Origin of the sequence: Tardiphaga sp. OK246 (genome assembly GCF_900188215.1) — a bacterium.
Taxonomy (GTDB): Bacteria; Pseudomonadota; Alphaproteobacteria; order Rhizobiales; family Xanthobacteraceae; genus Tardiphaga; species Tardiphaga robiniae.
On the sequence record NZ_FZOX01000004.1, the window covers coordinates 273,957 to 297,632 of the forward strand.

Sequence of the window (23,676 nt, forward strand, 5' to 3'; positions counted from 1 at the left end):
TTACGCTGCGGTCGACGTCCGCGACGTGACGCCCGGCATCAGCTGAAACGGTTGCTCGATCACGATGCTCGGGCAACCCAGCGACGCCGCGACCTGGCTGGTCGAGGCGACCACCGCATGGTCGATCTGCGAGCCGGGAATCTGGGCCACGATCAGCTGCGCGATACAGAGTTGTTTGGTGCCGCGCAGGTCGAGGTCGACCCGGTAGGCAAACAGCGCATGGACGATATCGCGCCGGTCGCGGATCACGATCAGCCCGTTGTCGCCGCCATCGGCATCGGTTCGCCGGCGCACGAAATCCAGCCATGCATCCAGCGTAACGCTGGCATCGTGCAGATAGACGAGCGGATAGGCCGCGCGGGCATCTGCCCAAGTCATTGGTTGCGCCTGATATTCCTCATTCATCGCCGGATTCCCGCATGGCCTGCGAAATTGGCGGGGATGGGTTGGTCCGGCATTGATATGGGTCAAAGCGTCCGCGATTGATCCATGTCAAATGGTGTAGAGTGATTTTCAAGACCTGCCACATATGACCAAACCGAAGATGGACAGTGCCATGACCTTCGCGGAACCAGCGGCCGAGACCTGTGCCGGAGAGCGCGACTGCAAGCACGGCCGCAGCACCAACGGCTGCGACGATTGCAAGGTGCGCCTGTTCAGCGTCTGCGGCGCATTGGAACCGGCGGAACTCGACGAACTCGATCGCCTCAGCCAGGTCAAGAATTTCACGGCCAAGACCATGCTGTTCGATCAGGGCGCGCTCGCCGGTAGCGTGTTCAACGTCACCGAAGGTATCGTCCGGCTCTACAAGTCGCTACCCGATGGCCGTCGCCAGATCGTTGGCTTTGCGCTGCCCGGTGATTTCCTGGGACTTGCGCTGATGGACCGCTACGGCGTCGCCGCCGAGGCCGTAACGTCGGTGCGAGTCTGCCGTTTCTCCCGCGCCCAGTTTCTCAGCTATGTTGATGGCAAGCCGCATCTGCTGCGCCGCCTGCATGAATTTGCCGGCCATGAACTCAGCCTTGCGCAGGACCAGATGCTGCTGCTCGGGCGCCGCACGGCTGACGAGAAGGTCGCCGCCTTCCTGCTGAACCTGCAGGCGCGCTATGGCCGCATCGGCGCGATGTCGGTCAACGTGCCGCTGCCCATGAGCCGCCAGGACATTGCCGACTATCTCGGCCTGACCATTGAAACCGTCAGCCGCACCCTGACCAAGCTCGCCAAGGAAAAGACCGTGCTGGTGGTGCCCGATGGCGTGCGGCTGCTGTCCACCGACCGGCTGGATCAGCTCGCCGCGGCGTAATGCGGCGCTGCATTTTGATGCAGCTCAAGGTGAGCGTGTCCTGCCGCGCTCACACTCTTCTCCGTCACTCAAGGAGAAGAGATATGCCTTTCGACAGTATGCTGGTTGCCGCCGCCGTGGTCACGATGTTCGTCTGCTTAGCTCTGCCGCTGGCCTGGGTCTCGCGCCGAACCTTCGGGCATTCCTGAGCCCTTCGGCAGCCTGCCTATGCCCCTCATAACCGGCTGATTTGTCCTCCAAAACATGCCATGAGTCCTGACCCCCGCGACGGTTGCGCCGCGTCTGGGCTCTTGGTGTGCGAAGGAGAACAAATGGCTGCTCATGTGAGTCCGCAGGCCGGCAAAACCATCGATCCATCCCTGCTGGTCAACGTGCCTCGGCTGGTGACGGCCTATTTCGCCGGCAAGCCGGATCCGTCCATCCCCGCCCAGCGCGTCGCCTTCGGGACCTCCGGCCATCGCGGCTCCGCGCTCCACAATTCCTTCAACGAGAACCACATCCTCGCGGTCAGCCAGGCGATCTGCGATTACCGCAAGGGTGCCGGCATCGACGGACCGCTGTTCATCGGCATCGACACCCATGCGCTGGCTGAACCGGCGCTGGTCAGCGCGCTGGAAGTCTTCGCCGCCAATGGCGTGCATGTGCGGATCGACCAGGACGACGGTTATACGCCGACGCCGGTGATCTCCCACGCCATCCTCACCTACAACAAGGGCCGCTCGTCTGGTCTGGCCGATGGCGTCGTGGTCACGCCGTCGCACAACCCGCCGGAAGACGGCGGCTTCAAATATAATCCGCCGAACGGTGGCCCGGCCGATACCGACATCACCGGCATCATGGAGAAAGCTGCCAACGGCTTCCTCGAGAACGACATGGCTGGCGTCAAGCGCATCCCGATCGCGCGTGCGCGCAAATCCGAATTCGTGAAGCGCTACGATTTCATCACGCCCTATGTGACCGACCTCGCTGATGTCGTCGACATGGAGGCGATCCGCGCATCAGGCGTCAAGATCGGCATCGATCCGCTCGGCGGCGCCGGCGTGCATTACTGGCAGCCGATCATTGAGCGCTACAAGCTCGATGCGACCATCGTGAATACCGCGATCGATCCGACCTTTCGCTTCATGACGCTGGACTGGGACGGCAAGATCCGCATGGACTGTTCATCGCCCTATGCGATGGCCAAGCTCATCGGCATGCGCGACCGGTTCGATGTTGCTTTCGCCAACGACACCGATGCCGACCGTCATGGCATCGTCACCCGCACCGGCGGCTTGATGAATCCGAACCACTATCTCGCGGCGTCCATCGACTATCTGTTCGCGCACCGTCCGAACTGGCGCAAGGATGCGGCGGTGGGCAAGACCATCGTCTCCAGCGCCATCATCGATCGCGTGGTGAACAAGCTCGGCCGCCAACTGGTCGAGACGCCGGTCGGCTTCAAATGGTTCGTGAACGGTCTCGTCGATGGTTCGTTCGGCTTCGGCGGCGAGGAGAGCGCCGGCGCGTCGTTCCTGCGCAAGGACGGCACGGTGTGGACCACCGACAAGGATGGCCTGATCCTCGGCCTGCTCGCCGCCGAGATCACCGCGGTGACGAAGGAAAATCCGAGCCAGCGTTTCGAGAAGCTGACCGCCGAATTCGGTGTGCCTTATTACGAGCGCATCGACGCGGCGGCCACGCCCGAGCAGAAGAACGTGCTGAAGAAGGTCACGCCGGAGCAGATCGGCATGACCGAGCTCGCCGGCGATGCCGTGACCAAGACCGAGAGCAAGGCGGCCGGCAACGACCAGTCCTTCGGTGGCATCAAGGTCTCGACCGCCAATGGCTGGTTCGCCGCGCGGCCGTCCGGCACCGAGGACGTCTACAAGATCTATGCGGAGAGTTTCCGCAGCGAGGATCATCTGAAGCAGATCCAGGCAGATGCGCAGGCGGCGATCTCGAAGGTGTTTGCCAAATAGCTCGTCATTCCGGGGCGCTCGCCAGCGGCGAGCGAACCCGGAATCTCGATATGGGAGTCTCCACGGAGCCAAGCCACTCCGGGATTCCGGGTTCGCGCGCGAAGATGCGCGCGCCCCGGAATGACGAGTATGTGGTTTCGGCCAGTGGTCTAATGCCCGCTCGTCCGCCACTTCAGCAGTCGCGCCTCGACCATCGACATCGCCAGCGCGGTGACATAGCCGATCACGCCGAGCAGGATCACCCCGGCGAACAGATCCGGCGAACGGAATGCGCGCGCCGAGAGCAGCACCCAGTGGCCTAATCCATCGAGGCCGGCGAGGATTTCGCAGACCACCGCGAGGATGAGCGACACAGTCAGGCTCAGCCGCATGCCGGAAATGATATCGGGGCTGGCAGATGGCAGCGCTATCTTGAAGATCACGGCAAGGCGCGACATGTGCAGCGAGCGCGCGACCTCATAGAGACGCGGCTCTACTGCGCCGAAGCCGTGGACGGTCGCAAGCAGCATCGGCCAGATCGCGCCGAAAGCGATGACGAAGAGTGCCATGCCCTGGGTCAACCCGAACAGAGCGATGGCGACGGGAATGATCGCCGATACGGGCAGTGGCCGCAGGAACTCCAGCGACGGGGCGACATAGCTGCGCATCGCCTTGGACGAGCCGATCATGGCGCCGAGTGCGATGCCGACGACCGATGCGACCAGCCAGCCATAGAACATGTGTTCGAGGGTGCCGATTGTCTTGTCCAGCAACGTGCCATTGCTGAAGCCGCGCATCAGCGCGGCCCATGCGCGATCGGGGCCGGGCAGGAACACCGGCGAGACCAGTTTCAGATTGGCGATCAACTGCCACAGCGCGATCAGGCCTGCAGCCACGGCGAAGCTGGCAAGGCGCCAGAGGGTGAGTGCCCAGTTCATCGGACCTCTCCCGCCAGCGCCGCGGGGCCAAACAGATGCTGCTGCGCTGCCAGTAATCCGGCATTGAGCGCATAGCCGATCAGGCCGATCCACAGCAGATAAGCGAGCATCAGATCCGGGCGCAATGCTTGCTGCGCAATCATGATTCCGGCGCCCAGCCCGATGGGATTGATCGCGATTTCCACGGTGACGGCGACGATCAGAGCAATGCCGGCCGCCAGGCGAAAGGCCAGAAAGATGCGCGGCAGTGCCGCGGGAATGATGATCTTGCGGACGCGGTCGCCTGGCGACAGCCGCAGCGCGCGGGAGACTTCGATCAGCCGCGGCTCGATGCTGCGCACCGCAGCGCGGCTGAGGATCAGGATCGGCCACACACAGGCAAAGGCGACGATGACAATTTCCATGCGATAGCCGAAGCCGAGCGCGATCAGCGCGATTGGTAGCAGCGCGATGGAGGGGACCGGCCGCAGGGATTCGATGGTGACTTCCATCAGCCGATCCAGCGGCTGGAAGATACCGAGTGCAATTCCGAGGAACAGGCCGATGGCGCCGCCGACCACGAGGCCGGCAAAGGCCGAAGCCAGCGTGTCGCGCGTCGCCGCCAGGATGGAGCCGTCGCCGACCGCCTGAAACAGCGCCAGCGCCACGGCGCTCGGCGGTGCCAATGCATCGCTATGGATATCGACCGAGCGCGCCCAGATTTCCAGCACGATGAGCAGGCTCATCGGAAGGATCGCCGCTTTCAGGCGCTCGGACCTCATGCTTCCGACGCCTTGATGAAGTCGAACAATTCGCGGCGCAACCGCAGGAATTCCGGGTTCTCGCGCGTGGTCAACTGATCGCGCGGGCGCGGCAGGTTGATCTTGAGATCGATGCCGATGCGGCCGGGATGCGGCAGCAGGCCGACCACGCGGTCGCCCAGATAAATGGCTTCTTCGAGATCATGAGTGACGAAGATCACCGTGGCCTTGCTGGCATCGAGCAGTGACAGGACCTCGTCCTGCAGCCCCTGCCGAGTCATGGCATCGAGCGCGCCGAACGGCTCGTCCATCAGCAGCGCTTTCGGTTCCTGCGCCAGACATCGTGCGATCTGCAGCCGCTGCTGCATGCCGCCGGACATCTCGGCAGGATATTTCGCGGCGTGATGGGGCAGCCCGACTTTCTTCAGCAATTCGTCGATGCGGGCCGGGCGCTGGGCCTTGGGCATGCCGATGGTTTCCAGCGCCAGCGCGATATTGCCGGCGGCGGTGCGCCATGGCAGCAGCGCCTTGCCGTAATCCTGAAACACGATGGCGACGTCGCGCCGCGGCGCGCGCATGGGTTCGCCGTCGAAGCTGACATGTCCGGATGTCGGCTGGTACAGGCCGGCGGCGAGGCGAAGCGCCGTGGTCTTGCCGCAGCCGGAGGCGCCGATGATGCAGAGGAACTCGCCGGGCTTCACGTCGAGGCTGATGTTTTCGATAATCGTCTTGCCGCCGAGATCCAGCGTGACATGGGAAAACGCGATCTGCGACTTTTCGGGTTGGGCGGACGGCATGTCCTTGCGAAGGGCAATGGATGTCATCGCGCTCAATCTCCCTGTCCGGGCGGATAGACGAAAGCGAGCGTCGAGTGCAGATGCGACGTCAGCATGGCCTGCGCAGGACCGGTTTCGCGCGCAAGCACGCGATCGGCCAGAAGCTGATGGGCTGCGACAAAGCGGCTGCCGCTGTCGAAGCCGCGCATCATCACCCTGCGGTAGCGATAGGCCTGATCGTAAAGTTCCGAATGCGCCGCGAGCAGGCGCTTCGAATTGCAGGCCGCCAGCAAGGCGGTGTGAAACCCCTTATGGAGCTTGTCGAAGTCCGGCGCGCCCTCGCGGAATTCATCGCCGGTCCGGTCGATATGCTTGCGCATCTGATGCAGCGCGCCGAGGATGCCGGCCTCCCAGGCATCGTCGCCATGTTCGATGGCGAGCCGCAGCGCTTCCATCTCCACTACGCTGCGCATCCGTGTGATGTCGGCGAGATCCTCCCGGCTGATGTCGGCGACGCGAAAACCGCGCTGGCCGATGCCGATAATAAGGCCACGTGAGATCAGGCGTGACAGTCCTTCGCGCATCGGCGTGGCGCCGATCTCGTAACGCTGCACCAGATCGACGATGCCAAGCCGCGTGCCTGGCGCGAGATTGCCGGCAATGATGTCATGCTGAAGCAGTGTCGCTGCACGCTCGCTCAGCGTATCCGAGCCGGATACGTCGATTGGACTGCTAAGGGGCTGGCCCGTCATTCAGTTCGACCTATTTCAGAATCAGTTTGTTGAGATCGAGTTTGGTCTCCAGCATTTTCTGCGAGGACATGACGTCGATCCACCATGCCAGTTGCTCGGGCTTCAGCACCGGCTCCGACTTGTTCGGCGGCGATGCCTTCACCAGTTCGATGGTCTGTTTGGTGAATTTGGCAATTGCGGTCGAGGTTTTGTCCTTATCGCTGTTCACGATCGCCGCACCTTCGGCGATGGCAGCGCGAAATTTCCTGACGGTGTCGGGATTCTTCTCGGCCCATTCGCGCGAGGCCGCATAGAAGATGATCGGCTCTGTGCGCTCGAGCTCCGACGCGTAACGCGCGCCGATGCTGCCGCTGCCGGCCGCCAGCATGCGCGATACCGTCGGCTCGGCGGTCAGCACGGCATCGACACCTCCGGACTTGATGATGTCCGGCATGGTCGGGAAGGTTACTTCGACGAAATTGACCTTCCTGGGATCGACACCCTTGTCGACCAGCCATTTGACGAACAGCACGTGAAGAAACGCACCGAGGCCCGGCGCGCCGACCTTCTTGCCGATGAAATCCTTCGGCTCCTTGATCGTGATGCCGTTACGCACGAAGGCGGTGATATTGGCGTTCGATGTCGGGCTCATCACCGTTGCGCCGGCGACCGCGACGAGATCGAGGCCGCCGTCGGCAGCCTGCAGGAAGACGGTGGAGGTCGGGCCGCCGATCTGGATCGAGCCGGACAGAATGGCCGCCGGGATATTGGAGTTGATGCCGATGGGGATCATTTCGGCATCGAGCCCGTGCTTCTTGAAGATGCCTTCATCGACCGCGACCATCGCCGAGGCGCAGTCCGTTGTTGCAGTGCAACCAATCTGGAGCTTGGTCTGGGCATGTGCGGTGCCCGTCACAGCGAGCGTGGCCAATAGGGCTGTCACCATCCACCTGGTCATCGTCGTCTCCCTCACCCGAGCATTTTTCGATCGTGAAGCAATCTTTGCGATCGCCTCTTGTTTATCGATATTTTTTTTGATCATATATTTTATCGAAGAACAAAAGCAAGTGGGAGACGCCAGTGAAGCTCGCGACATTTCGTGCCGGCGGCCAGCAGGATGGCCAAGCCAGGGTCGGTATCGTTCACGCCAACGATACCAAGCTGTTCGATCTTGCCAGCGCCGCGGCCCGCGATGGAGGCAATCCGGCCTTCGACTCGATGCTGGCGCTGATCGATGCCGGTGAGGCTGCACTCGATGCGGCGCGCAATGCCCTCGAGAAACACGGCAGCGACGCCTCGCTGTCGGTGAATGTCGCTGGCACAGACATTCTCGCGCCGCTGCCTGAGCCGCGGCAGATGCGCGATGGCATGTCGTTTCCGCTGCATATCCGGCAGTCGCCGCGTGGCCAGTTGAAGCTGGCCGCCCGTGCGAAGGGTGACATGGAAGAACTGGCACGGCTCGAAGCCGAGCCACTCGGCGAATTGCCCGAAGTCTATCGCCGCCAGCCGATCTACTACATCACCAACCGCTTCAGCGTGCGCGGCACGGGCACCACGGTGAAGTGGCCGCGCTACAGCAAGGTCATGGACTACGAACTCGAATTCGGCATCGTCACCAAGAACAAGGGCGCCAATATTTCCGCGGCCAAGGCGAAGGATCACATCTTCGGCTACACCATCTTCAACGATTTCTCGGCGCGCGATGCGCAGCGGCTGGAGATGGAAGGCCGCCTCGGCCCGGCCAAGGGCAAGAGTTTCGATGGCGGCAATGTGCTGGGCCCGTGGATCGTCACCCCCGACGAGATCGGCGATCCCTACAGACTGAAGATGGAATGCCGCGTCAACGGCAAGGTGCGCTCGTCCTCGACCAGCGAAGGCATGTTGTTCTCCTTCGAGGAAATCATCGCCCATGTGACGCAGGACGAGACGCTGATGCCTGGCGAATTCATCGGCTCCGGCACCGTTGGCAACGGCTGCGGCCTCGAACTCGGCTGGTATCTCGAACACAATGACGAGATCGAACTCGAGGTCGAGAAGATCGGCGTGCTGAAGAACAAGGTCGTGCGGCAGGACGTGTGAGGGTTGTTGAGGCACTGACCTCTCACCACGTCATGCCCGGGCTTGTCCCGGGCATCCACGCCTTCGGAACGAGCGACGCAAGACGTAGATGGCCGGGATAAACCCGGCCATGACCACAAACCAAGAAACAACCAATGAGGAAATCCCATGCCCCGTCGCCTCATCGACATCTCCGTTCCCCTGCAGAATGACGTCCCCGCCGATCCGCCGGGTAATCATCCCACCATCAATTATGTCGATCATCAGCAGGGCCTGCCGCGGATGCTGCAGTTTTTCGACGGGCTGAAGGCCGAGGATCTGCCGGACGGGCAGGGCTGGGCGGTCGAGCTGGTGCAGCTCTCGACTCACAACGGCACGCATCTCGATGCGCCCTATCATTTTCATCCCACCATGAATCGCGGCGAGCGTTCATGGACCATCGACGAAGTGCCGCTGGACTGGTGTTTGCAGCCCGGCGTGAAGCTCGACTTCCGGCATTTTCCGGACGGCTATGTCGCGACGGCCAAGGACGTCGAGGACGAGCTCAAGCGCATCGGCCATACGTTGAGCCCGCTGGAGATCGTCGTCGTCAACACCTCCGCCGGCGTCAAATACGGTCAGCAGGATTACGTCATCTCCGGCTGCGGCATGGGCTATGAGGCCACCATGTATCTGCTGGAGCGCGGCGTGCGCCTGACCGGCATCGATGGCTGGAGCTGGGATGCGCCCTTCGTTTACACCGCGAAGAAATATGCCGAGACGAAAGATGCCAGCCTGATCTGGGAAGGCCACAAGGCCGGCCGGCATATCGGTTATTGCCATCTCGAGAAGCTGCACAATCTCGAACAACTGCCGTCCACCGGCTTCATGGTGTCGTGCTTCCCGGTGAAAATCGAGAAGGCATCGGCGGGGTGGACAAGGGCGGTAGCGATTATTGATTGACGCGAACTGCCCGGGCCCTTGCTCGGAGATGTACTGACAGACTCCGTTCTCTCACAACGTCATGGCCGGGCTTGTCCCGGCCATCCACGTCTTGGCAGCGTGTGCAAAAGACGTGGATGCCCGGGACAAGCCCGGGCATGACGGCGTGTTAAACGGCCGCTTCATGCCCAAAATACGCCCGCTCCAGCCGCTGCGGCAGGTGCGCTTCCGTTGTCGCAGCTTCCAGCACAATACGCCCCTGGGACAGCGCATAGACGCGGTTCGCCGCAGCCAGCGCTTTCTCCACCAGTTGCTCCACCAGCAGTACGGCGGTGCCTTGTTTCTGCAATTGCGCGATCACCGTCAGCACGCGGTCGACCAGCACCGGCGAGAGGCCCGCAGAGGGCTCGTCCAGCATCAGCAGCCGTGGTCGCCGCACGAGACCCTGTGCCACCACCAGCATCTGCTGTTGTCCGCCTGAGAGCGACGCTCCGCGCTCGTGGCGTTTCTCCGCGATCTCCGGAAAGAACGACAGCGCCTCATCGACACGCGCGTTGCGCTCGCCGCGTGGCAGGTCATAGGCGGCGAGCAGCAGGTTTTCGGTCACCGTTTGCTGCGTGAACACGCGGTGGCCCTCGATCACATGCACGAGGCCAGCACGCGCCGCCTCGCGCGGCGTTCCGTTGCTGATATCGCGGCCGTCGAAGCGCACGCTCGCAGCATTGACCGGCAGCAGGCCGGAGATGGCGCGCAGCAAGGTCGACTTGCCGGCGCCGTTGGGGCCGAGCAATGTGACCACTTCGCCGGCTGCGATATGCAGGTCGATGCCATGGAGCACGCGGATCTTGCTGTAGCCGGATTCCATCGCGGTGACCTTGAGCAGCGGGTCAGCCTCCGAGGTAAGCACTGACGACCTCCTTGTGAACGCGGATTTCGGCGGGGGTGCCGGCGGCGAGAATCTTGCCGAGGTTCAACACCGTGACCTGATCGCAGATGTCGAAGATCAGGTCGGCGTGATGTTCCACCAAGAGTACGCCGGTGCCGCGGCGGCTGATCGCCTTGATCAGTGCGCCCAGCCTCGTGATTTCGTCGCTGGAGAGGCCTGCGGCAGGTTCGTCCAGCAGCAGGAAGTCAGGCTGCAGCATCAAGGCGCGGGCGATCTCGATGAAACGCAATTCGCTGTGTTGCAGGCGGTCGGCGCGGACGTCGGCGAGTGCTTCCAGCCCGACCACGCCAAGCATCGCGCGCGCCTGTGCGGCGAGCTTGCGTTCGTCGCGATGATGCCGCGGCAGCGACAGCAGCGCCTCCGCGAATGTCGCTTCGCCCTCGATGGTGCCGCCGACCATGACATTCTCGAGCACCGAGGCTTCGCCGATCACGCGCGGCGTCTGGAAGGTGCGGGCGATGCCTTTGCCGGCGCGCAGTTCCGGCATGCCGGGCGGCAGCGCGTCATCGCCGAGCGTAATCGTGCCACCCTTGGCGGCGTAGTAGCCGGAGATCACATTCAGTGTGGTGGTCTTGCCGGAGCCATTGGGCCCGATCAGGCCGTGGATCTGGCCGGGCTTCACATCGAGATCGAGGCCGTCGATGGCCCGGACATTGCCGAAGGTGAGGACGACTTCGCGCAGTGTCAGCGTCTTGGTGGTGGCCGTCTTGCGCAGCACCTCGGCAAGCCCCGCAATGCGCGGCACGATAGCGCGGTTGCTGGCAAGCGGCCGGCGGCTCTTGAAATCCAGCAGCGCCGCGATGCCGCCGGGCATCACCAGCACGATCAGCAGCAACAGCACCGCATAGAGAAAGGTCGACCACGCCGCGAGAGAAGCTGCGATCTCCGGCAGGATGGTGAGAATGATGGTGCCGAGCATAGGGCCCAAGATCGAGCCGCGGCCGCCGATCAGGATGGCGATGAAGAACAATACCGAGAGATCGAAGGTGAAGGCATCCGGGGTGATATAGGTCTGCAGGCTGGCGAACAGCCCGCCGGCAAAGGCCGCCATCGCACCGGCGAGCAGGAAGATCGACACCAGCAGCTTCGGTTTCGAAATGCCGGTGGCTTCCGCCGCCACATCCGCATCGCGGATCGCGATCAGTGCGCGGCCAAACCGGCTATAGGCGATATTGGCGCTGAGCCATGTGGCCACCGCCGCGAAGCCGATGCACAGATAATAAAAGCCCCATGGCGTGTTGAACGGCGCGGAGAATTCCGGGCCGACGATGCCGATACCGCCGCCGGTGACGCTCTGCCAGGCCAGTGCGATCTGCGTCACGATGGTGGCGAAGCCGAGCGTGGTCATGGCGAAATAGAAGGTGCGCAGCCGCATCGCCGGCAGGCCGACGATGACGCCGAACACCGCGCCGACGCAACTTGCGATGATCAGGGCGCCATAGATGGGCACCGGCGGCAACACATTCCCGGCAGCGAGCACGCTGGTCGTGTAGGCACCCAGCGTCAGCAGCGCCACATAGCCGATGGCAAGATGACCGGCGAAGCCGACCACGAGATTGAGTCCGGCGACCAGCACCCAGTAGATCGCGGCACGGGTGCCGATCAGTGCCCAGTAGTCATTGCTGACGAAAGGCAGGATCATCGCCAGTGCGAACACGCCGAGGAACGGCAGCAGTGCCGGCAATACGGAGTGTCTGGTCGTGGTCTCGCGCGATGTCGGAATATCGGTGATCGCCGTCATCACACCCTCCGCGCCGTTGCGGAGCCGAACAGGCCCGAGGGCGCTGCCAGCAACACGATGATGAAGATCGCGAACACCGCGACCGACGAGAAGATGCCGCCGACCAGGAAATTCGCCGCCTGCTGGAACAGGCCGAGCGCGAGGCCGCCGATCAGCGCGCCGCGATTATTGCCGAGGCCGCCGAGCGCCACCGGCACGAAGCCGTAGAAATTCAGCAGCGCACCATTGGCGAAGAAGGCCAGCATCAGCTCGCCGCCGGCGAAGCCGGCCACGCCGCCGATCACGCCGGCTAGGGCATAGCTCGCCACGCGCAGGTTACGCTCCGGCAGGCCGAGCGCACGCGCCGCAAAGTTGTCTTCCGCGATGGCCATGAAGGCGTGGCCCACCAATGTGCGGCGATAGAGATATTCGAGGCCGAGAATGGTGAGGCCGCAGGCCACAACAGGGAGCCAAAACTTTTCGTCCCACACGCCAGTACCGAGACCGACGATGCGCGGGAAGGGCTGCGGCTCGGTGCCCCATTTGATCGCGGTGAGCTGCTGGATCATCAGCGCCAGTGCCAGCGTCGACAGCACGTAGAGATGCTGTTCGAGGCTTTTCAGCACCGGCCGCACCGCGACGAATTCCGTGATGACGCCGATGATCGCACAGGCGACCAGCGTCAGGGCGAAGCCGACCAGCGTAGGCATCCCCATTTTCAGCATGAACAGCGAGCCGAACACGCCGCCAAGCATGGCGAGCTGTCCGGCGGTGAAGCTCATCACCCGCGAGGTCGAGAACATCGTGTTGTAGGTGATGCCGACGAGCGCATAGATTGCGCCCGCCGCGAGGCCTGAAGCTATGATCGAGCCGAGCATGTGTGTCGTCCTCGCGCCGGCTTACGAGTAGCCGGGGGCGAGGGCGAAGGTGCCGTTCTTGGCGGAACGCGCTTCCGACATCACGATCTCGTCGGTCGGATAGCCGTTATGCTGGGTGGGTGAGAACGAGTAGTTGCCGAAATAGCCGGGATATTTCGACAGCGAGTTCCAGTATTTGACGATGCCCTCGCTGTCGGTCGATCCGCTGGCTTCGACAGCCCTGGCGATCAGCTCGACGGCGTCGATACCGCCCGCGATCCACCACAGCAGCGTGTCGTTGAGCGGCACCTTGGCCTTGTTCAGGCGATCGACGAGATCCTGACTCTTCGGCGGCAGTTTGCCGGCTGAATCATAGCTGCAGCTCTTGTAGCCGATGGCGTAGACCTTCTCCCAGTTGGCAGGCTTCTCGATCAGGCTGGCGAGTTCGCCGGATGCCAGCGACGGATGGCCGACAAAGGCAACGTCCCAGTTCATCGATGCGCGGGTGTTGAACATGCGCGCTTCCATGCCGGTGGAGACGCTCCACACCACGATGACCTGCGCAGCGGCATTCTTGGCGCGCAGCATGTCCGGCGTCATGTCGGGCTGTGTCGCGTCGATATTGGCGCTGTAGACCACGTCCGCGCCGTCTTTCTTGAAGGCCTCGACCGAGGCTTTCACGGCGGTGACGCCGTAGCCCGTGGTGTCGCCGATTACGGCGATCTTGCTGACTTTCAGCACCTTGAGACAGTAGTTCCTGACAGCGTCGTCCCACTGGCCGTTCGACGGCGCGATGCGGAATGCGGCGGGAAATTTTGCGGGGTCGATCAGCGTATCGACGACGCAGGGATGCAGATCCGGCATCTTGGCGCGCGCCATCAATGGCGTCGTGGCCAGTGCCTCGCCGGAATTCACCGGCCCCCAGATCGCATGGACCTTGGCCTGGCTGATCAGTTCCTGGGTGGCGTTAACGGCCTTGGTCGGATCGCCTTGGGTGTCGCGGGTGATGATCTCGATCTTGCGACCCTTGACGCCGCCGGCGGCATTGATGGCCTCCGTGGCAAATGTGACGCCGCGGTTGAAGCCGACGGTTGGCGCCGAACTCGGTCCGGTCATGGCCGCGAGCCAGCCGATCTTGATCGGTTCGGACGATTGCGCAATGGCGGGACGTGCGAGTGGAAAACTTGCTGCGCCGAGTGCGCCGGCGCCGCCCAACAGAATTCCACGACGAGAAATGCTCATCTTGACTTCCTCCCTGTGTTTTCCCTTTGCGGTGCCTGTCATTGATGCAGGCATCCGTTTCGTCCGCCCGGTCGTTGCCGGATGATGTGTGTGGGTGATGTCGTTGGTCGGTCAGATACTCCGGATCGTCATGACATATGCCGATGTTGCGCGGTGGCAGAGCGCGACGCGCAGATCCATCTCCATCGCCTCAGGCTGACCTGTCGCGGTGGCTTTGGCAATCGGCTTGTGATCTTTGACGATGGCAAGGACGTTGCCAAGGGCCTGGCCGTTGCAAGTCACACGGTGCTGCTCTGCAGTCTCGCTCGTCTGTTGCAACGCAATGATGCGCGGCCGCCGTCAGGTCGCGCTGAAGCCGCCATCTGCCGATAACACATGGCCGACGATATAGCCGGCATCGTCGGACGCGAGCCACACCACGGCTTCGGCCACTTCATGCGGCTGTCCCATACGCCGGATCGGCAGGCCTGCTGCGACGGCCGACATGTCGGCGATCCCCGAGGCCAGCATCATGTCGGTGACGACGCGGCCCGGTGCCACTGCATTGATGCGGATGCCGCGCGGCCCGCATTCCATCGCTGCCGAACGCATCAGTGAGATCACCGCGGCTTTCGATGCGGAATACAGCGCGAGACCGGGATTGGGATTGCGGATGCCGCTCACCGAAGCATTGATGACGATGCGGCCGCCGCCATTCAGTTCCATGGCCTGGATCTGGTGCTTCAGGCCAAGAAACACCGAGCGGACATTGGCGTCGAACACGGTGTCATAGACCGCCTCTGTCTGCTGCTCGACCGGCGCTCGCCGTTCCTGATAACCGGCATTGTTGAAGGCCACGTCGAGCCGCCCGAAACGGGACATCACAGCCTGCACCAGGCTGGCGACCTCGGCCTCCTCGGTCACATCGGTGCGGACGAACAGCGTCTCGGCGCCGAACCGGCTGCAGTCTTCGGCGGCGGCCTGTCCCTCGGCCTCGCGACGGCCTGCGATCACCACTGCAGCTGCGCCTTCCTGCGCCATCAGCAGCGCGGCCGCCCGGCCGATGCCGGTGCCGCCGCCGGTCACGAGGCAGATGCGTCCGGCCATGCGGTCGCGGGGGCGGAACTGGGCAGCACTGGTTGTCATGGTCATTCCTTGCACGGATCGTGCTAACACGGGCGTTATTCGTCGCCAGCAATATAGTTGTATCATGCAACTATCGTCAAGGAGCCTGCGATTGTCCGATATTGACGCCGATTTGATTGATAACATCCGCGCTGCGTCGCGTCTGATGGTGCGCGAACTCGGTTTCATGCAGGCAACGGTTGCAGCGACCGACTATCCGCCATCGGCGGTGCATACGCTGCTCGAGATCGGCGCGCGCGAGGCGATGACCGCGGTCGAATTATCCGCGTTTCTCGGGCTGGAGAAATCCAGCGTCAGCCGGATGATCCGCAAGCTGATCGACGCCGGCGAGCTGAAGGAGGCCGCCAGTGCCGGCGACGGCCGCGTCAAGCGGCTGCTGCTCACGGCCAAGGGGCGGCGGACCCGCGAGGCGATCGAGGCCTATGGGCAACGGCAGGTCACCAATGCCTTGCAGCAACTGGCTCCGGCCCAGCGTCAGAAGGTGGCCGAAGGTCTCGCGCTCTATGCCGAGGCGCTGGAAGCGCATCGGCTGGCAGACGCACAGACGCCGGACCGGACATTGGCCAGGCGGTCTTGAACCGCTACAGTCGAATCCGGCACACTCGACCGGCTTGACTGGTTCGCATCGTGCAAAAGTAAGTCGTGCCAAAGCAAAAAGAAACAGGGATGGAATTATGCCGGGCCACAAGAAGACCCCCGATCAACTCCGCAGCGCACGCTGGTTTGCACCGGACGACCTGCGTGCCTTCGGCCATCGCTCGCGCGCGATGCAGCAGGGCTATGCGCCGGTGGAGTGGGCCGGGCGCCCTGTCATCGCGATCCTCAACACCTGGTCGGAAGCGCAGCCCTGCCACATGCATTTCAAGACCCGCGTCGATGACGTCAAGCGCGGCATCCTGATGGCCGGCGGCTTCCCGATGGAGCTGCCGGCGTTGTCGCTGTCGGAGAGCTTTCTGAAGCCGACCACCATGCTCTATCGCAACATGCTGGCGATGGATGCCGAGGAACTGTTGCGCGGCCATCCCGTCGATGGCGTCGTGCTGATGGGCGGCTGCGACAAGACCACACCAGGACTTCTGCTCGGCGCCACCAGTGCCGGCTATCCCGCGATCTATCTGCCGGCCGGCCCGATGCTGCGGGGCAACTGGAAGGGCAAGACGCTCGGCTCCGGCTCCGATGCCTGGAAATACTGGGACGAGCGCCGCGCCGGCAAGATCTCCGACAAGGAATGGGTCGAGGTTGAGGGCGGCATCGCCCGCAGCTACGGCACCTGCATGACCATGGGCACGGCATCGACCATGACGGCGATTGCCGAGTCCATCGGCATGACGCTGCCGGGCGCATCGTCGATCCCCGCTGCAGACGCCGGTCACATCCGCATGGCCAGTGAATGCGGCCGTCGCATCGTCGAGATGGTGTGGGAGGATCTCACGCCGCAGAAGATCCAGACGCGCAAGGCCTTCGAGAACGCCATCACGGTGGCGATGGCGATGGGCTGCTCGACCAATGCGATCATCCATCTGATCGCGCAGGCGCGCCGCGCCGGTCAGGATATCGGCCTCGACGATTTCGAGATCGCCAGCCGCAAGGTGCCCGTGATCGCCAATGTGCGCCCGTCCGGCGACAAATATCTGATGGAGGATTTCTTCTATGCCGGCGGCCTGCCGGGACTGATGAGCCGCATCAAGGACCATCTGCATCTCGACGTGATGACCGTCACCGGCAAGACGCTGGGTGAGAACATCGCCGGCGCTGAAGTCTATAACGACGACGTCATCCGCACCGTCAAAGATCCGATCTATGCGGAGGGTGCGTTGGCGGTACTGAAGGGCAACCTCGCGCCGGATGGCTGTGTCATCAAACCGTCCGCCTGCGAGCCGCGCTTCCTCAAGCATACCGGTCCGGCACTGGTGTTCGACGACTATCCTAGCATGAAGAAGGCGATCGACGACGAGAGCCTCGATGTCACGGCCGATCACGTTCTGATCCTGCGCAATGCGGGTCCGCAGGGCGGGCCGGGCATGCCGGAATGGGGCATGCTGCCGATCCCGAAGAAGCTGGTGAAGCAGGGCGTGCGCGACATGGTGCGGCTATCCGATGCGCGGATGAGCGGCACCAGCTACGGCGCATGCATTCTGCATGTTGCGCCGGAATCCTTTATCGGCGGTCCGCTGGCGCTGGTCGAGAATGGCGACATGATCACCCTCGACGTCGATGCGCGGACGATCAATCTCGACATCTCCGATGCCGAAATGGAAAAGCGCCGCGCGGCGTGGAAAGCCCCGGAGCGCAATTACGAACGCGGCTATGGCTGGATGTTCACCAAACATATCCAGCAGGCCAATGAAGGCTGCGACTTCGACTTCCTGCGTACCGACTTCGGCGCGCCGGTCAAAGAACCCGTGATTTATTGAGTGAGTGATCCCATGACCAAGCTCAGCGACGCGACCCGCGCCAAACTCAAGACCATCTCCACCGCCACCGTGGCCACCGCGCTCTACAAGCGTGGCTTCCGCAATCAGTGCATCCAGGATGTCCATCCGCTCGGACCGAACCAGCCGACACTGGTGGGCGAGGCCTTCACGCTGCGCTACATGCCGGCGCGTGAGGATCTCAATAAGCTCGACGTGTTCCGGGATCGATCGCATCCGCAGCGCAAGGCGGTGGAAGACTGCCCGCCCGGCGCGGTGCTCGTGATGGACAGCCGCAAGGATGCGCGTGCGGCGTCCGCAGGCGCGATCCTGATCAACCGTCTGGCGCAACGCGGCGTTGCCGGTGTCATCACCGATGGCGGCTTTCGCGATTCCGCCGAGATCGCCAAACTCGGCTTCCCGGCCTATCACCATCGTCCGAGCGCCCCGACCAATCTGACGCTGCATCAGGCCATCGAGATCAACGGTCCGATCGGCTGCGGCGATGCGCCGGTGTTTCCCGGCGACGTGATCCTCGGCGACAGCGATGGCGTCATCGTCATCCCCGCGCATCTTGCCGACGAGATCGCCAACGAGGCCTTCGAGATGACCGCCTTCGAGGATTTCGTCACCGAACAGGTGCAGAAGGGCAAGGGCATCTTCGGGCTCTATCCGGCGACCGATGAGCAAACGCTGGTGGATTTCGCAGCGTGGCGGAAAGAGAAGGGGCGGTAGAGCGCGATCACGGCGTGCATCGCGTCAGGATGGAACCAGAGGCGGTTCTTGGCTTTGTCTTGGAGAGATGCGCCGGTGCGCATCATCCATCACTCAGCCGGAAAGAGACGCTATGCGCAGCCTCATCGTCGCGGTCGGACTATCGCTGCTGGCGCAGGGCGCAGCCCTCGCCAGGGATTCCGACAAGCCGTCCAGGGCTTTCAATGCCGAGACGATCAACGCCGCCAATTTCACCGGCAAGCTGCCGCCCGACGAGAAGCTCAGCCCGCTGGCGGTGAAGCTACAGGTGCTGCTCGACCGCGCGCATTTCTCGCCGGGCGAGATCGACGGGATGTTCGGCGACAATGTGGAGAAGGCGCTGCTGGCTTTCGCCGAGGCTAACAACCTGCCGCCCGGCAAGGTGCTGACACCGGAGATCTGGACCAAGTTACAGGCCGCGTCCTCCGAACCGGTCATGACCGATTATGTGCTGACCGAGAAAGACGTGAAGGGTCCATATCTCGACAAGCTCCCAGTCAAGATGGAGGAGATGAAGGCGCTCAAGAAACTTGACTACACCAGCGCTCGCGAAGCCCTCGGCGAACGCTTCCATATGAGCCAGGATCTGCTCGAGACGCTCAATCCCAAAGCAAAGTTCGACAAGGCCGGTGAGACCATCACCATCGTCAAGCTCTCGGATCGCAAGCCCGACAAGGTCAGTCGCCTTGAGGTCGACAAGGTTCGCCAGACCGTGAAGGCCTTCGCCAAGGACGGCGCGTTGCTCGCCTTCTATCCTGCCAGCGTCGGCAGCGACGAGAAGCCGACGCCATCGGGTGCACTGAAAGTGACGTCGGTTCACGCCAACCCGGTCTATCGTTACGATCCGAAATACAAGTTCAAGGGGGTGGAATCGTCGAAGCCCTTCACCATCAATGGCGGCCCCAACAATCCCGTCGGTGCCATGTGGATCGGCCTGTCGGAGAAGAGTTATGGCATCCACGGCACGTCGGATCCCTCCCGCGTCAGCAAGAGCGATTCCCACGGCTGCGTGCGTCTCACCAACTGGGACGTGGAGCGCCTCGGTGCGTCCGTGAAGAAGGGCGTGGAGGTCAGCTTCGTCGACGGCAAGCAGGCGGCGAAGTAGTGCGCGTCCTCCTCGTCATTCCGGGGCGTGGGCGGCGCCAGCCGCACGCGAACCCGGAATCCCGGAGTGTTTTCCGCTGAACATGCTGGGATTCCCCGCCACTCCAATTGGAGTGGCTGAGGTTCGCGATACACCGCCTTCGGCGTCTCCTCGCGCCCTCAGGCAAACCAATTGGTTTGCCGGGGAATGACAGTGTGGGGCGGCAAGCCGCACCTAAACATTTTTTCCTATCTCCCGTTGACAACATCTTCGTCAGGTATATATTCCCCTCCGTCCTGCCCCACCGAGAGGGGCGATCGCGATCGTCACGTTCGCGGGGTGGGATGCGGTGGACGCCGGAGATGCGGCGTCACGCGGTTCATGGGGGACGTCTGTCTTCGGGCAGGACGGATCTGCGCCAGCACTGCCACTGGCAAGGAGACGGCCGGCCTTGGGATGGACAAACCCCTGGACAGTGTGACGGACGACCAAAGTCAAAACGTGTCCGGCCTATTCGCTTGAGGCTCCCTTCCCATCGCCTTGGGACTTTAATTCGCGATCGGAGCGTTCGTCGAGGCAAAGTGCAAGCAACCGAAAAAACACCGCATGCGGAACGCCGGGCAATCGCTCGACGCCTCCGAAAGTCCTGATGCACACTAACCTGCGGAAGACCGCATTCGCATCAGGCCCAAGGGTGCAACGGGCACCCGGCGTTCCGCACGCCCTCTCACAGGGGCAGGGAATGCGAGAGACGACGGCGCCCCCGCGCCGCAAACAATGGGGGCGATGACGCATGTCTGAAGAGTAGTGGCTGTTTGACAGTTGAATCTGAACTAGCGTGACACGCGAACGCCAAAACCAACGCCGTCATGCCCGGCGCATGCCGGGTATCCACGCCTTGGCAACAAAAGAAGACGTGGATGGCCGGAACAAGTCCGGCCATGACGAACGAGAGAGTGATGCGTAGGATGGGTAGAGCGCAGGCGCGTTTGCGCCGAAGCGAAACCCATCAATTGCAAGCTAGGAAAGTGATGGGTTTCGCGGAGTTTATCATCGGGCGCGCTTTGCGCGACCCGTTGGCTCTACCCATCCTACGAGTTGCGCGGGGTGTTATCCGCGATAATCCCGCACCCGCTTCACCATCTGCTCCACATGGGCGATCGGCGTTTCCGGCTGGATGCCGTGGCCGAGATTGAAGATGAAGCGTCCGCTGGCATAATTCGCCAGCACGTCATCGACAGCGCGATCGAGCGCGGCGCCGCCGGCGATCAGTACCAGCGGATCGAGATTGCCCTGCACGGCGACGTGGCTCTGCACCCGCTCGCGCACGAATGACGGCTCGGCGGCCCAGTCGATACTCACCGCATCGACACCGGTGGCGCCGACATAACTCGGCAGCAGCGCGCCGGCGCCGCGCGGGAAGCCGATGATCTTCGCATTCGGCACCTTGGCGCGCACGCCGGCGATGATGCGCTTGGTCGGCTCCACCGACCAGCGCTGGAATTCCGCCGCGGGCAGTATGCCGGCCCAGGTATCGAAGATCTGCAGCACATCGGCGCCGGCGTTGAGCTGGCTGAGCAAGTAAGTGATCGAGTTCTCGACGATGGTGTCGATGATTTTCGCGAAGGCCTCGGGATGTCGATAGGCCATCATCCGCGCAGGCGCCTGATCCGGCGTGCCCTTGCCAGCGACCATGTAGGTCGCAACGGTCCATGGCGCACCGCAGAAGCCGATCAGCGTAATCTTGGGATCGAGCTGCGCGCGCACGCGGCGCAGCGCTTCGAACACCGGTTCGAGCCTGGTGAAATCCGCTTCGGGCGAAAGCGTCGCAACCTTCTCGGGCGTATCCAGCGGATCGAGCCGCGGGCCTTCGCCGACCTCGAAACGCACGGAACGGCCAAGCGCATAGGGGATCACCAGAATATCCGAGAAGATGATCGCGGCATCGAAGCCGAAACGCCGGATCGGCTGCAGCGTCACTTCGGTGGCGAAATCCGGATTGAAGCACAGATCGAGGAAACCACCGGCCTGCGCGCGGACCTCGCGATATTCAGGCAGATAACGCCCGGCCTGTCGCATCATCCAGAGCGGCGGCACCGCCTGGCGCTGGCCGGCGAGGACATCGAGGAACGGCTTGCGGGGCGTGGACTGGGTCAAATGCTTGGGTTCCGGAAACTGGTGCCGAAAGGCATGATTTTGCCGCCTCTGATACACCGCCGCTTCGCTCTTGGCGAGGCGCGGCAATTCCGCAAAACCGGGCGATTCACCTCACGTTTTGACGCATCTCAAGGTGTCATCGCGCCGCAGGCGGCATATAGACTGTACGAACATCATGAGCGAAAAGACCATGAACATCATGACCCCGATCGTCAGTCCAGAAATCGAACAGAATCGCACCCGTGCCAAGGTCTGGTTCGAATCCCTTCGCGACCGTATCTGCGCCGAGATCGAGGCGCTGGAGCGCGAGGCGCCGCAGGCGCTGTTCCCGGGCACGCCGGCCACCTTCACCTACAAGCCGTGGACCCGCGCGACGGGCATCGGCGGCGGCGTCGGCGGCTTCCTCTCGGGCGGCCGGCTGTTCGAGAAAATCGGCATCCATACGTCATCCGCGAACGGCAAGCTGTCGCCGGAGATGGCGCGGCAAATGCCGGGCGGCGGATCGCAGCTCGATTACGTCTCCAGCAGCATCAGCCTGATCATGCATCCGCGCAGCCCGCGCGTGCCGACCGTGCACATGAACACGCGCTTCCTGTCGACGGCAGTGGGCTGGTTCGGCGGCGGCGCGGATCTGACGCCGATGCTGCCGGAGCAGCGCAAGGTCGATGCGCCGGATACGATCACGTTTCACGATGCGATGCGCGGCGCCTGCGATGCGCATGACCCCGCTTACTACAAGAAGTTCAAGGCCTGGTCCGACGACTACTTCTTCCTGCCGCATCGCGGCGTGGCGCGCGGCGTCGGCGGCATCTTCTTCGATCAGCTCAACACCGGTGATTTCGAGAAGGACTTCGCGTTCACGCGCGATGTCGGCTCCGCCTTCCTCGATGTCTATCCGCGCATCGTGCGTGCACGGATGCAGGAAGCCTGGACCGAGGAAGAGCGCGCGCAGCAGCTCGAAACGCGCGGGCTCTATGTCGAGTTCAATCTGCTCTACGACAAGGGCACGATGTTCGGCCTGCAGACCGGCGGCAACGTCGAGAACATTCTGAGCTCGATGCCGCCGCTGGTCAGCTGGAAGTAATTTCCTTCTCCCCGCTTGCGGGGAGAAGGTGTCTTGAATGACCGAAGGTCATTCAAGACGGATGAGGGGGAGCCAGAGAGTGAAACACTGGCTCCCCCTCATCCGTCTTCCACATGCTTCGCATGTGAAAGTCGACCTCTCCCCGCAGGCGGGGGGAGGCTAAGAAGCCACCTGCTCCGCTTCGATCGCACCCTGCACGGCCCAGGACAGATCCGTGTTGAGCTGGAACGCGACCGAGCCTTCATCGATGATCGCCTGCGGATTTGTCGCGCGCTTGCCGGCTTCGTCGAGCGCGTTGCGATAGTCCGACTTCAGCACCGCCAGATCGGCATAGGCCGGGAAGTCGTAGAACGACAATTCCTCCGGCGCGAGGCCGGGCTTCTTGGCGAGCAGGCGCTTGAGAATCTGACCGCCGGAGAGATCGCCGAGATAGCGCGTATATGCGTGGGCAATCAGCAATTCGCCGTCGCCCTTGGCGGCATCCGCGATGCGCCTGGCATAGGCTTCGCCAGCAGGCAGCATCGGCACAGCGGAGAAATCGCCATCGCACAGCACATTGAGATCGGCTTGCATCGCCGATGCGCGATCGAGCCGATACTGGGCGAGTGCGGCGAGCACAGGCGTGTCGCGATGGCTCTCAAGTCCGGCTTCCAGCGCCTGATAGGCCGCCAGCAGGTTCCGTTGCAGCAAGACATAGCCCTTGCGGCTGACGTCACCGCGCAACATGTCCTTGATGATGCCGGAGCGCTCGGCTTCGGTGTGAAGCACCTTGGTGCCGAGATAAAGGGCGGTCACGACGCTGACGGGCGCAGTGCTATCTGCCGAGGCAGCAGGCATTGAATTCTCCGATGACTGATAAAGGGATGTGTTGGCGCTCGGGCTGGTGACAC

Annotated in this window: 23 protein-coding genes; 9 read left to right on the forward strand and 14 right to left on the reverse strand. The window is 63.0% G+C overall.

Going from position 1 to position 23,676, the window contains the following annotated elements:
- Positions 1-378: a hypothetical protein gene (locus tag CHC01_RS19665; RefSeq protein ID WP_141137130.1), complete on the reverse strand. Its 378-nt coding sequence runs from the start codon at positions 376-378 to the stop codon at positions 1-3.
- Between the two features lie 178 nt (positions 379-556).
- On the opposite strand from CHC01_RS19665, the gene CHC01_RS19670 reads away from it, so the two are divergent.
- On the forward strand, positions 557-1,303 hold the full coding sequence (locus CHC01_RS19670; RefSeq protein WP_089266253.1) for a Crp/Fnr family transcriptional regulator: 747 nt from the start codon (positions 557-559) through the stop codon (positions 1,301-1,303).
- A gap of 311 nt (positions 1,304-1,614) precedes the next feature.
- Positions 1,615-3,264 carry a phosphoglucomutase (alpha-D-glucose-1,6-bisphosphate-dependent) gene (gene pgm / locus CHC01_RS19675; protein WP_089265935.1) on the forward strand — a complete coding sequence of 550 codons (1,650 nt, stop codon included), beginning with the start codon at positions 1,615-1,617 and terminating at the stop codon, positions 3,262-3,264.
- A gap of 149 nt (positions 3,265-3,413) precedes the next feature.
- On the opposite strand, the gene CHC01_RS19680 is transcribed toward pgm, so the two are convergent.
- From CHC01_RS19680 to CHC01_RS19700, 5 genes are read right to left on the reverse strand one after another with little or no spacing between them, the layout of a single operon-like run.
- Positions 3,414-4,181 (reverse strand): ABC transporter permease, encoded by a 768-nt coding sequence (locus CHC01_RS19680; RefSeq protein WP_089265936.1) that lies wholly within the window; start codon positions 4,179-4,181, stop codon positions 3,414-3,416.
- Positions 4,178-4,942, reverse strand: coding sequence for an ABC transporter permease (locus CHC01_RS19685; RefSeq protein WP_089265937.1), 765 nt, complete (start codon positions 4,940-4,942; stop codon positions 4,178-4,180). The genes CHC01_RS19680 and CHC01_RS19685 overlap by 4 nt, the downstream gene beginning before the upstream one ends.
- Positions 4,939-5,745, reverse strand: a complete 807-nt coding sequence (locus tag CHC01_RS19690; protein WP_089265938.1) for an ABC transporter ATP-binding protein — start codon at positions 5,743-5,745, stop codon at positions 4,939-4,941. Before CHC01_RS19690 ends, CHC01_RS19685 begins: the two co-directional genes overlap by 4 nt.
- Positions 5,746-5,750: 5 nt before the next feature.
- Positions 5,751-6,449: a GntR family transcriptional regulator gene (locus CHC01_RS19695; RefSeq protein WP_089265939.1), complete on the reverse strand. Its 699-nt coding sequence runs from the start codon at positions 6,447-6,449 to the stop codon at positions 5,751-5,753.
- A 10-nt stretch (positions 6,450-6,459) separates the two neighbouring features.
- Positions 6,460-7,386, reverse strand: coding sequence for an ABC transporter substrate-binding protein (locus tag CHC01_RS19700; RefSeq protein ID WP_089265940.1), 927 nt, complete (start codon positions 7,384-7,386; stop codon positions 6,460-6,462).
- Between the two features lie 122 nt (positions 7,387-7,508).
- Between CHC01_RS19700 and CHC01_RS19705 the strand changes: the two genes are divergently transcribed.
- Both CHC01_RS19705 and CHC01_RS19710 read left to right on the forward strand, forming a co-directional pair.
- A complete protein-coding gene (locus CHC01_RS19705; protein ID WP_089265941.1) occupies positions 7,509-8,507 on the forward strand; it encodes a fumarylacetoacetate hydrolase family protein in 999 nt (332 codons plus the stop codon).
- 147 nt (positions 8,508-8,654) lie between these two features.
- A complete protein-coding gene (locus tag CHC01_RS19710; RefSeq protein ID WP_089265942.1) occupies positions 8,655-9,428 on the forward strand; it encodes a cyclase family protein in 774 nt (257 codons plus the stop codon).
- Positions 9,429-9,576: 148 nt separating this feature from the next.
- On the opposite strand, the gene CHC01_RS19715 is transcribed toward CHC01_RS19710, so the two are convergent.
- The 6 genes from CHC01_RS19715 to CHC01_RS19740 all read right to left on the reverse strand — a co-directional run bounded on the left by CHC01_RS19715 (position 9,577) and on the right by CHC01_RS19740 (position 15,297).
- Positions 9,577-10,314: an ABC transporter ATP-binding protein gene (locus tag CHC01_RS19715; protein ID WP_089265943.1), complete on the reverse strand. Its 738-nt coding sequence runs from the start codon at positions 10,312-10,314 to the stop codon at positions 9,577-9,579.
- Positions 10,295-12,094, reverse strand: a complete 1,800-nt coding sequence (locus CHC01_RS19720; RefSeq protein ID WP_089265944.1) for a branched-chain amino acid ABC transporter ATP-binding protein/permease — start codon at positions 12,092-12,094, stop codon at positions 10,295-10,297. The genes CHC01_RS19715 and CHC01_RS19720 overlap by 20 nt, the downstream gene beginning before the upstream one ends.
- Positions 12,094-12,951 carry a branched-chain amino acid ABC transporter permease gene (locus CHC01_RS19725; RefSeq protein ID WP_089265945.1) on the reverse strand — a complete coding sequence of 286 codons (858 nt, stop codon included), beginning with the start codon at positions 12,949-12,951 and terminating at the stop codon, positions 12,094-12,096. The genes CHC01_RS19720 and CHC01_RS19725 overlap by 1 nt, the downstream gene beginning before the upstream one ends.
- Before the next feature lie 21 nt (positions 12,952-12,972).
- Positions 12,973-14,172: an ABC transporter substrate-binding protein gene (locus CHC01_RS19730; protein WP_089266254.1), complete on the reverse strand. Its 1,200-nt coding sequence runs from the start codon at positions 14,170-14,172 to the stop codon at positions 12,973-12,975.
- Between the two features lie 111 nt (positions 14,173-14,283).
- Positions 14,284-14,454 carry a hypothetical protein gene (locus CHC01_RS32660; protein WP_176454644.1) on the reverse strand — a complete coding sequence of 57 codons (171 nt, stop codon included), beginning with the start codon at positions 14,452-14,454 and terminating at the stop codon, positions 14,284-14,286.
- A 57-nt stretch (positions 14,455-14,511) separates the two neighbouring features.
- Positions 14,512-15,297 (reverse strand): SDR family NAD(P)-dependent oxidoreductase, encoded by a 786-nt coding sequence (locus CHC01_RS19740; RefSeq protein ID WP_244558434.1) that lies wholly within the window; start codon positions 15,295-15,297, stop codon positions 14,512-14,514.
- A 91-nt stretch (positions 15,298-15,388) separates the two neighbouring features.
- On the opposite strand from CHC01_RS19740, the gene CHC01_RS19745 reads away from it, so the two are divergent.
- The 4 genes from CHC01_RS19745 (at position 15,389) to CHC01_RS19760 (ending at position 19,566) form a co-directional block, all read left to right on the forward strand.
- The gene (locus CHC01_RS19745; RefSeq protein ID WP_502695673.1) at positions 15,389-15,874 is read left to right on the forward strand and encodes a MarR family winged helix-turn-helix transcriptional regulator; all 486 of its coding nucleotides are present in this window, start codon (positions 15,389-15,391) and stop codon (positions 15,872-15,874) included.
- Between the two features lie 97 nt (positions 15,875-15,971).
- Positions 15,972-17,711 (forward strand): L-arabinonate dehydratase, encoded by a 1,740-nt coding sequence (gene araD / locus CHC01_RS19750; RefSeq protein ID WP_089265948.1) that lies wholly within the window; start codon positions 15,972-15,974, stop codon positions 17,709-17,711.
- Between the two features lie 12 nt (positions 17,712-17,723).
- The gene (locus CHC01_RS19755; protein ID WP_089265949.1) at positions 17,724-18,443 is read left to right on the forward strand and encodes a ribonuclease activity regulator RraA; all 720 of its coding nucleotides are present in this window, start codon (positions 17,724-17,726) and stop codon (positions 18,441-18,443) included.
- Between the two features lie 112 nt (positions 18,444-18,555).
- A complete protein-coding gene (locus CHC01_RS19760; RefSeq protein ID WP_089265950.1) occupies positions 18,556-19,566 on the forward strand; it encodes a L,D-transpeptidase family protein in 1,011 nt (336 codons plus the stop codon).
- A 1,089-nt stretch (positions 19,567-20,655) separates the two neighbouring features.
- Here the strand turns inward: CHC01_RS19760 and hemE are convergent.
- The gene (gene hemE, locus CHC01_RS19765) at positions 20,656-21,702 is read right to left on the reverse strand and encodes a uroporphyrinogen decarboxylase (RefSeq protein ID WP_089266256.1); all 1,047 of its coding nucleotides are present in this window, start codon (positions 21,700-21,702) and stop codon (positions 20,656-20,658) included.
- A gap of 190 nt (positions 21,703-21,892) precedes the next feature.
- Between hemE and hemF the strand changes: the two genes are divergently transcribed.
- Complete coding sequence (hemF, locus tag CHC01_RS19770; RefSeq protein ID WP_244558435.1) at positions 21,893-22,786, forward strand: oxygen-dependent coproporphyrinogen oxidase; 894 nt, start codon at positions 21,893-21,895, stop codon at positions 22,784-22,786.
- Positions 22,787-22,945: 159 nt separating this feature from the next.
- On the opposite strand, the gene CHC01_RS19775 is transcribed toward hemF, so the two are convergent.
- Complete coding sequence (locus CHC01_RS19775; RefSeq protein ID WP_089265951.1) at positions 22,946-23,623, reverse strand: biliverdin-producing heme oxygenase; 678 nt, start codon at positions 23,621-23,623, stop codon at positions 22,946-22,948.
- Positions 23,624-23,676: the final 53 nt, after the last annotated feature.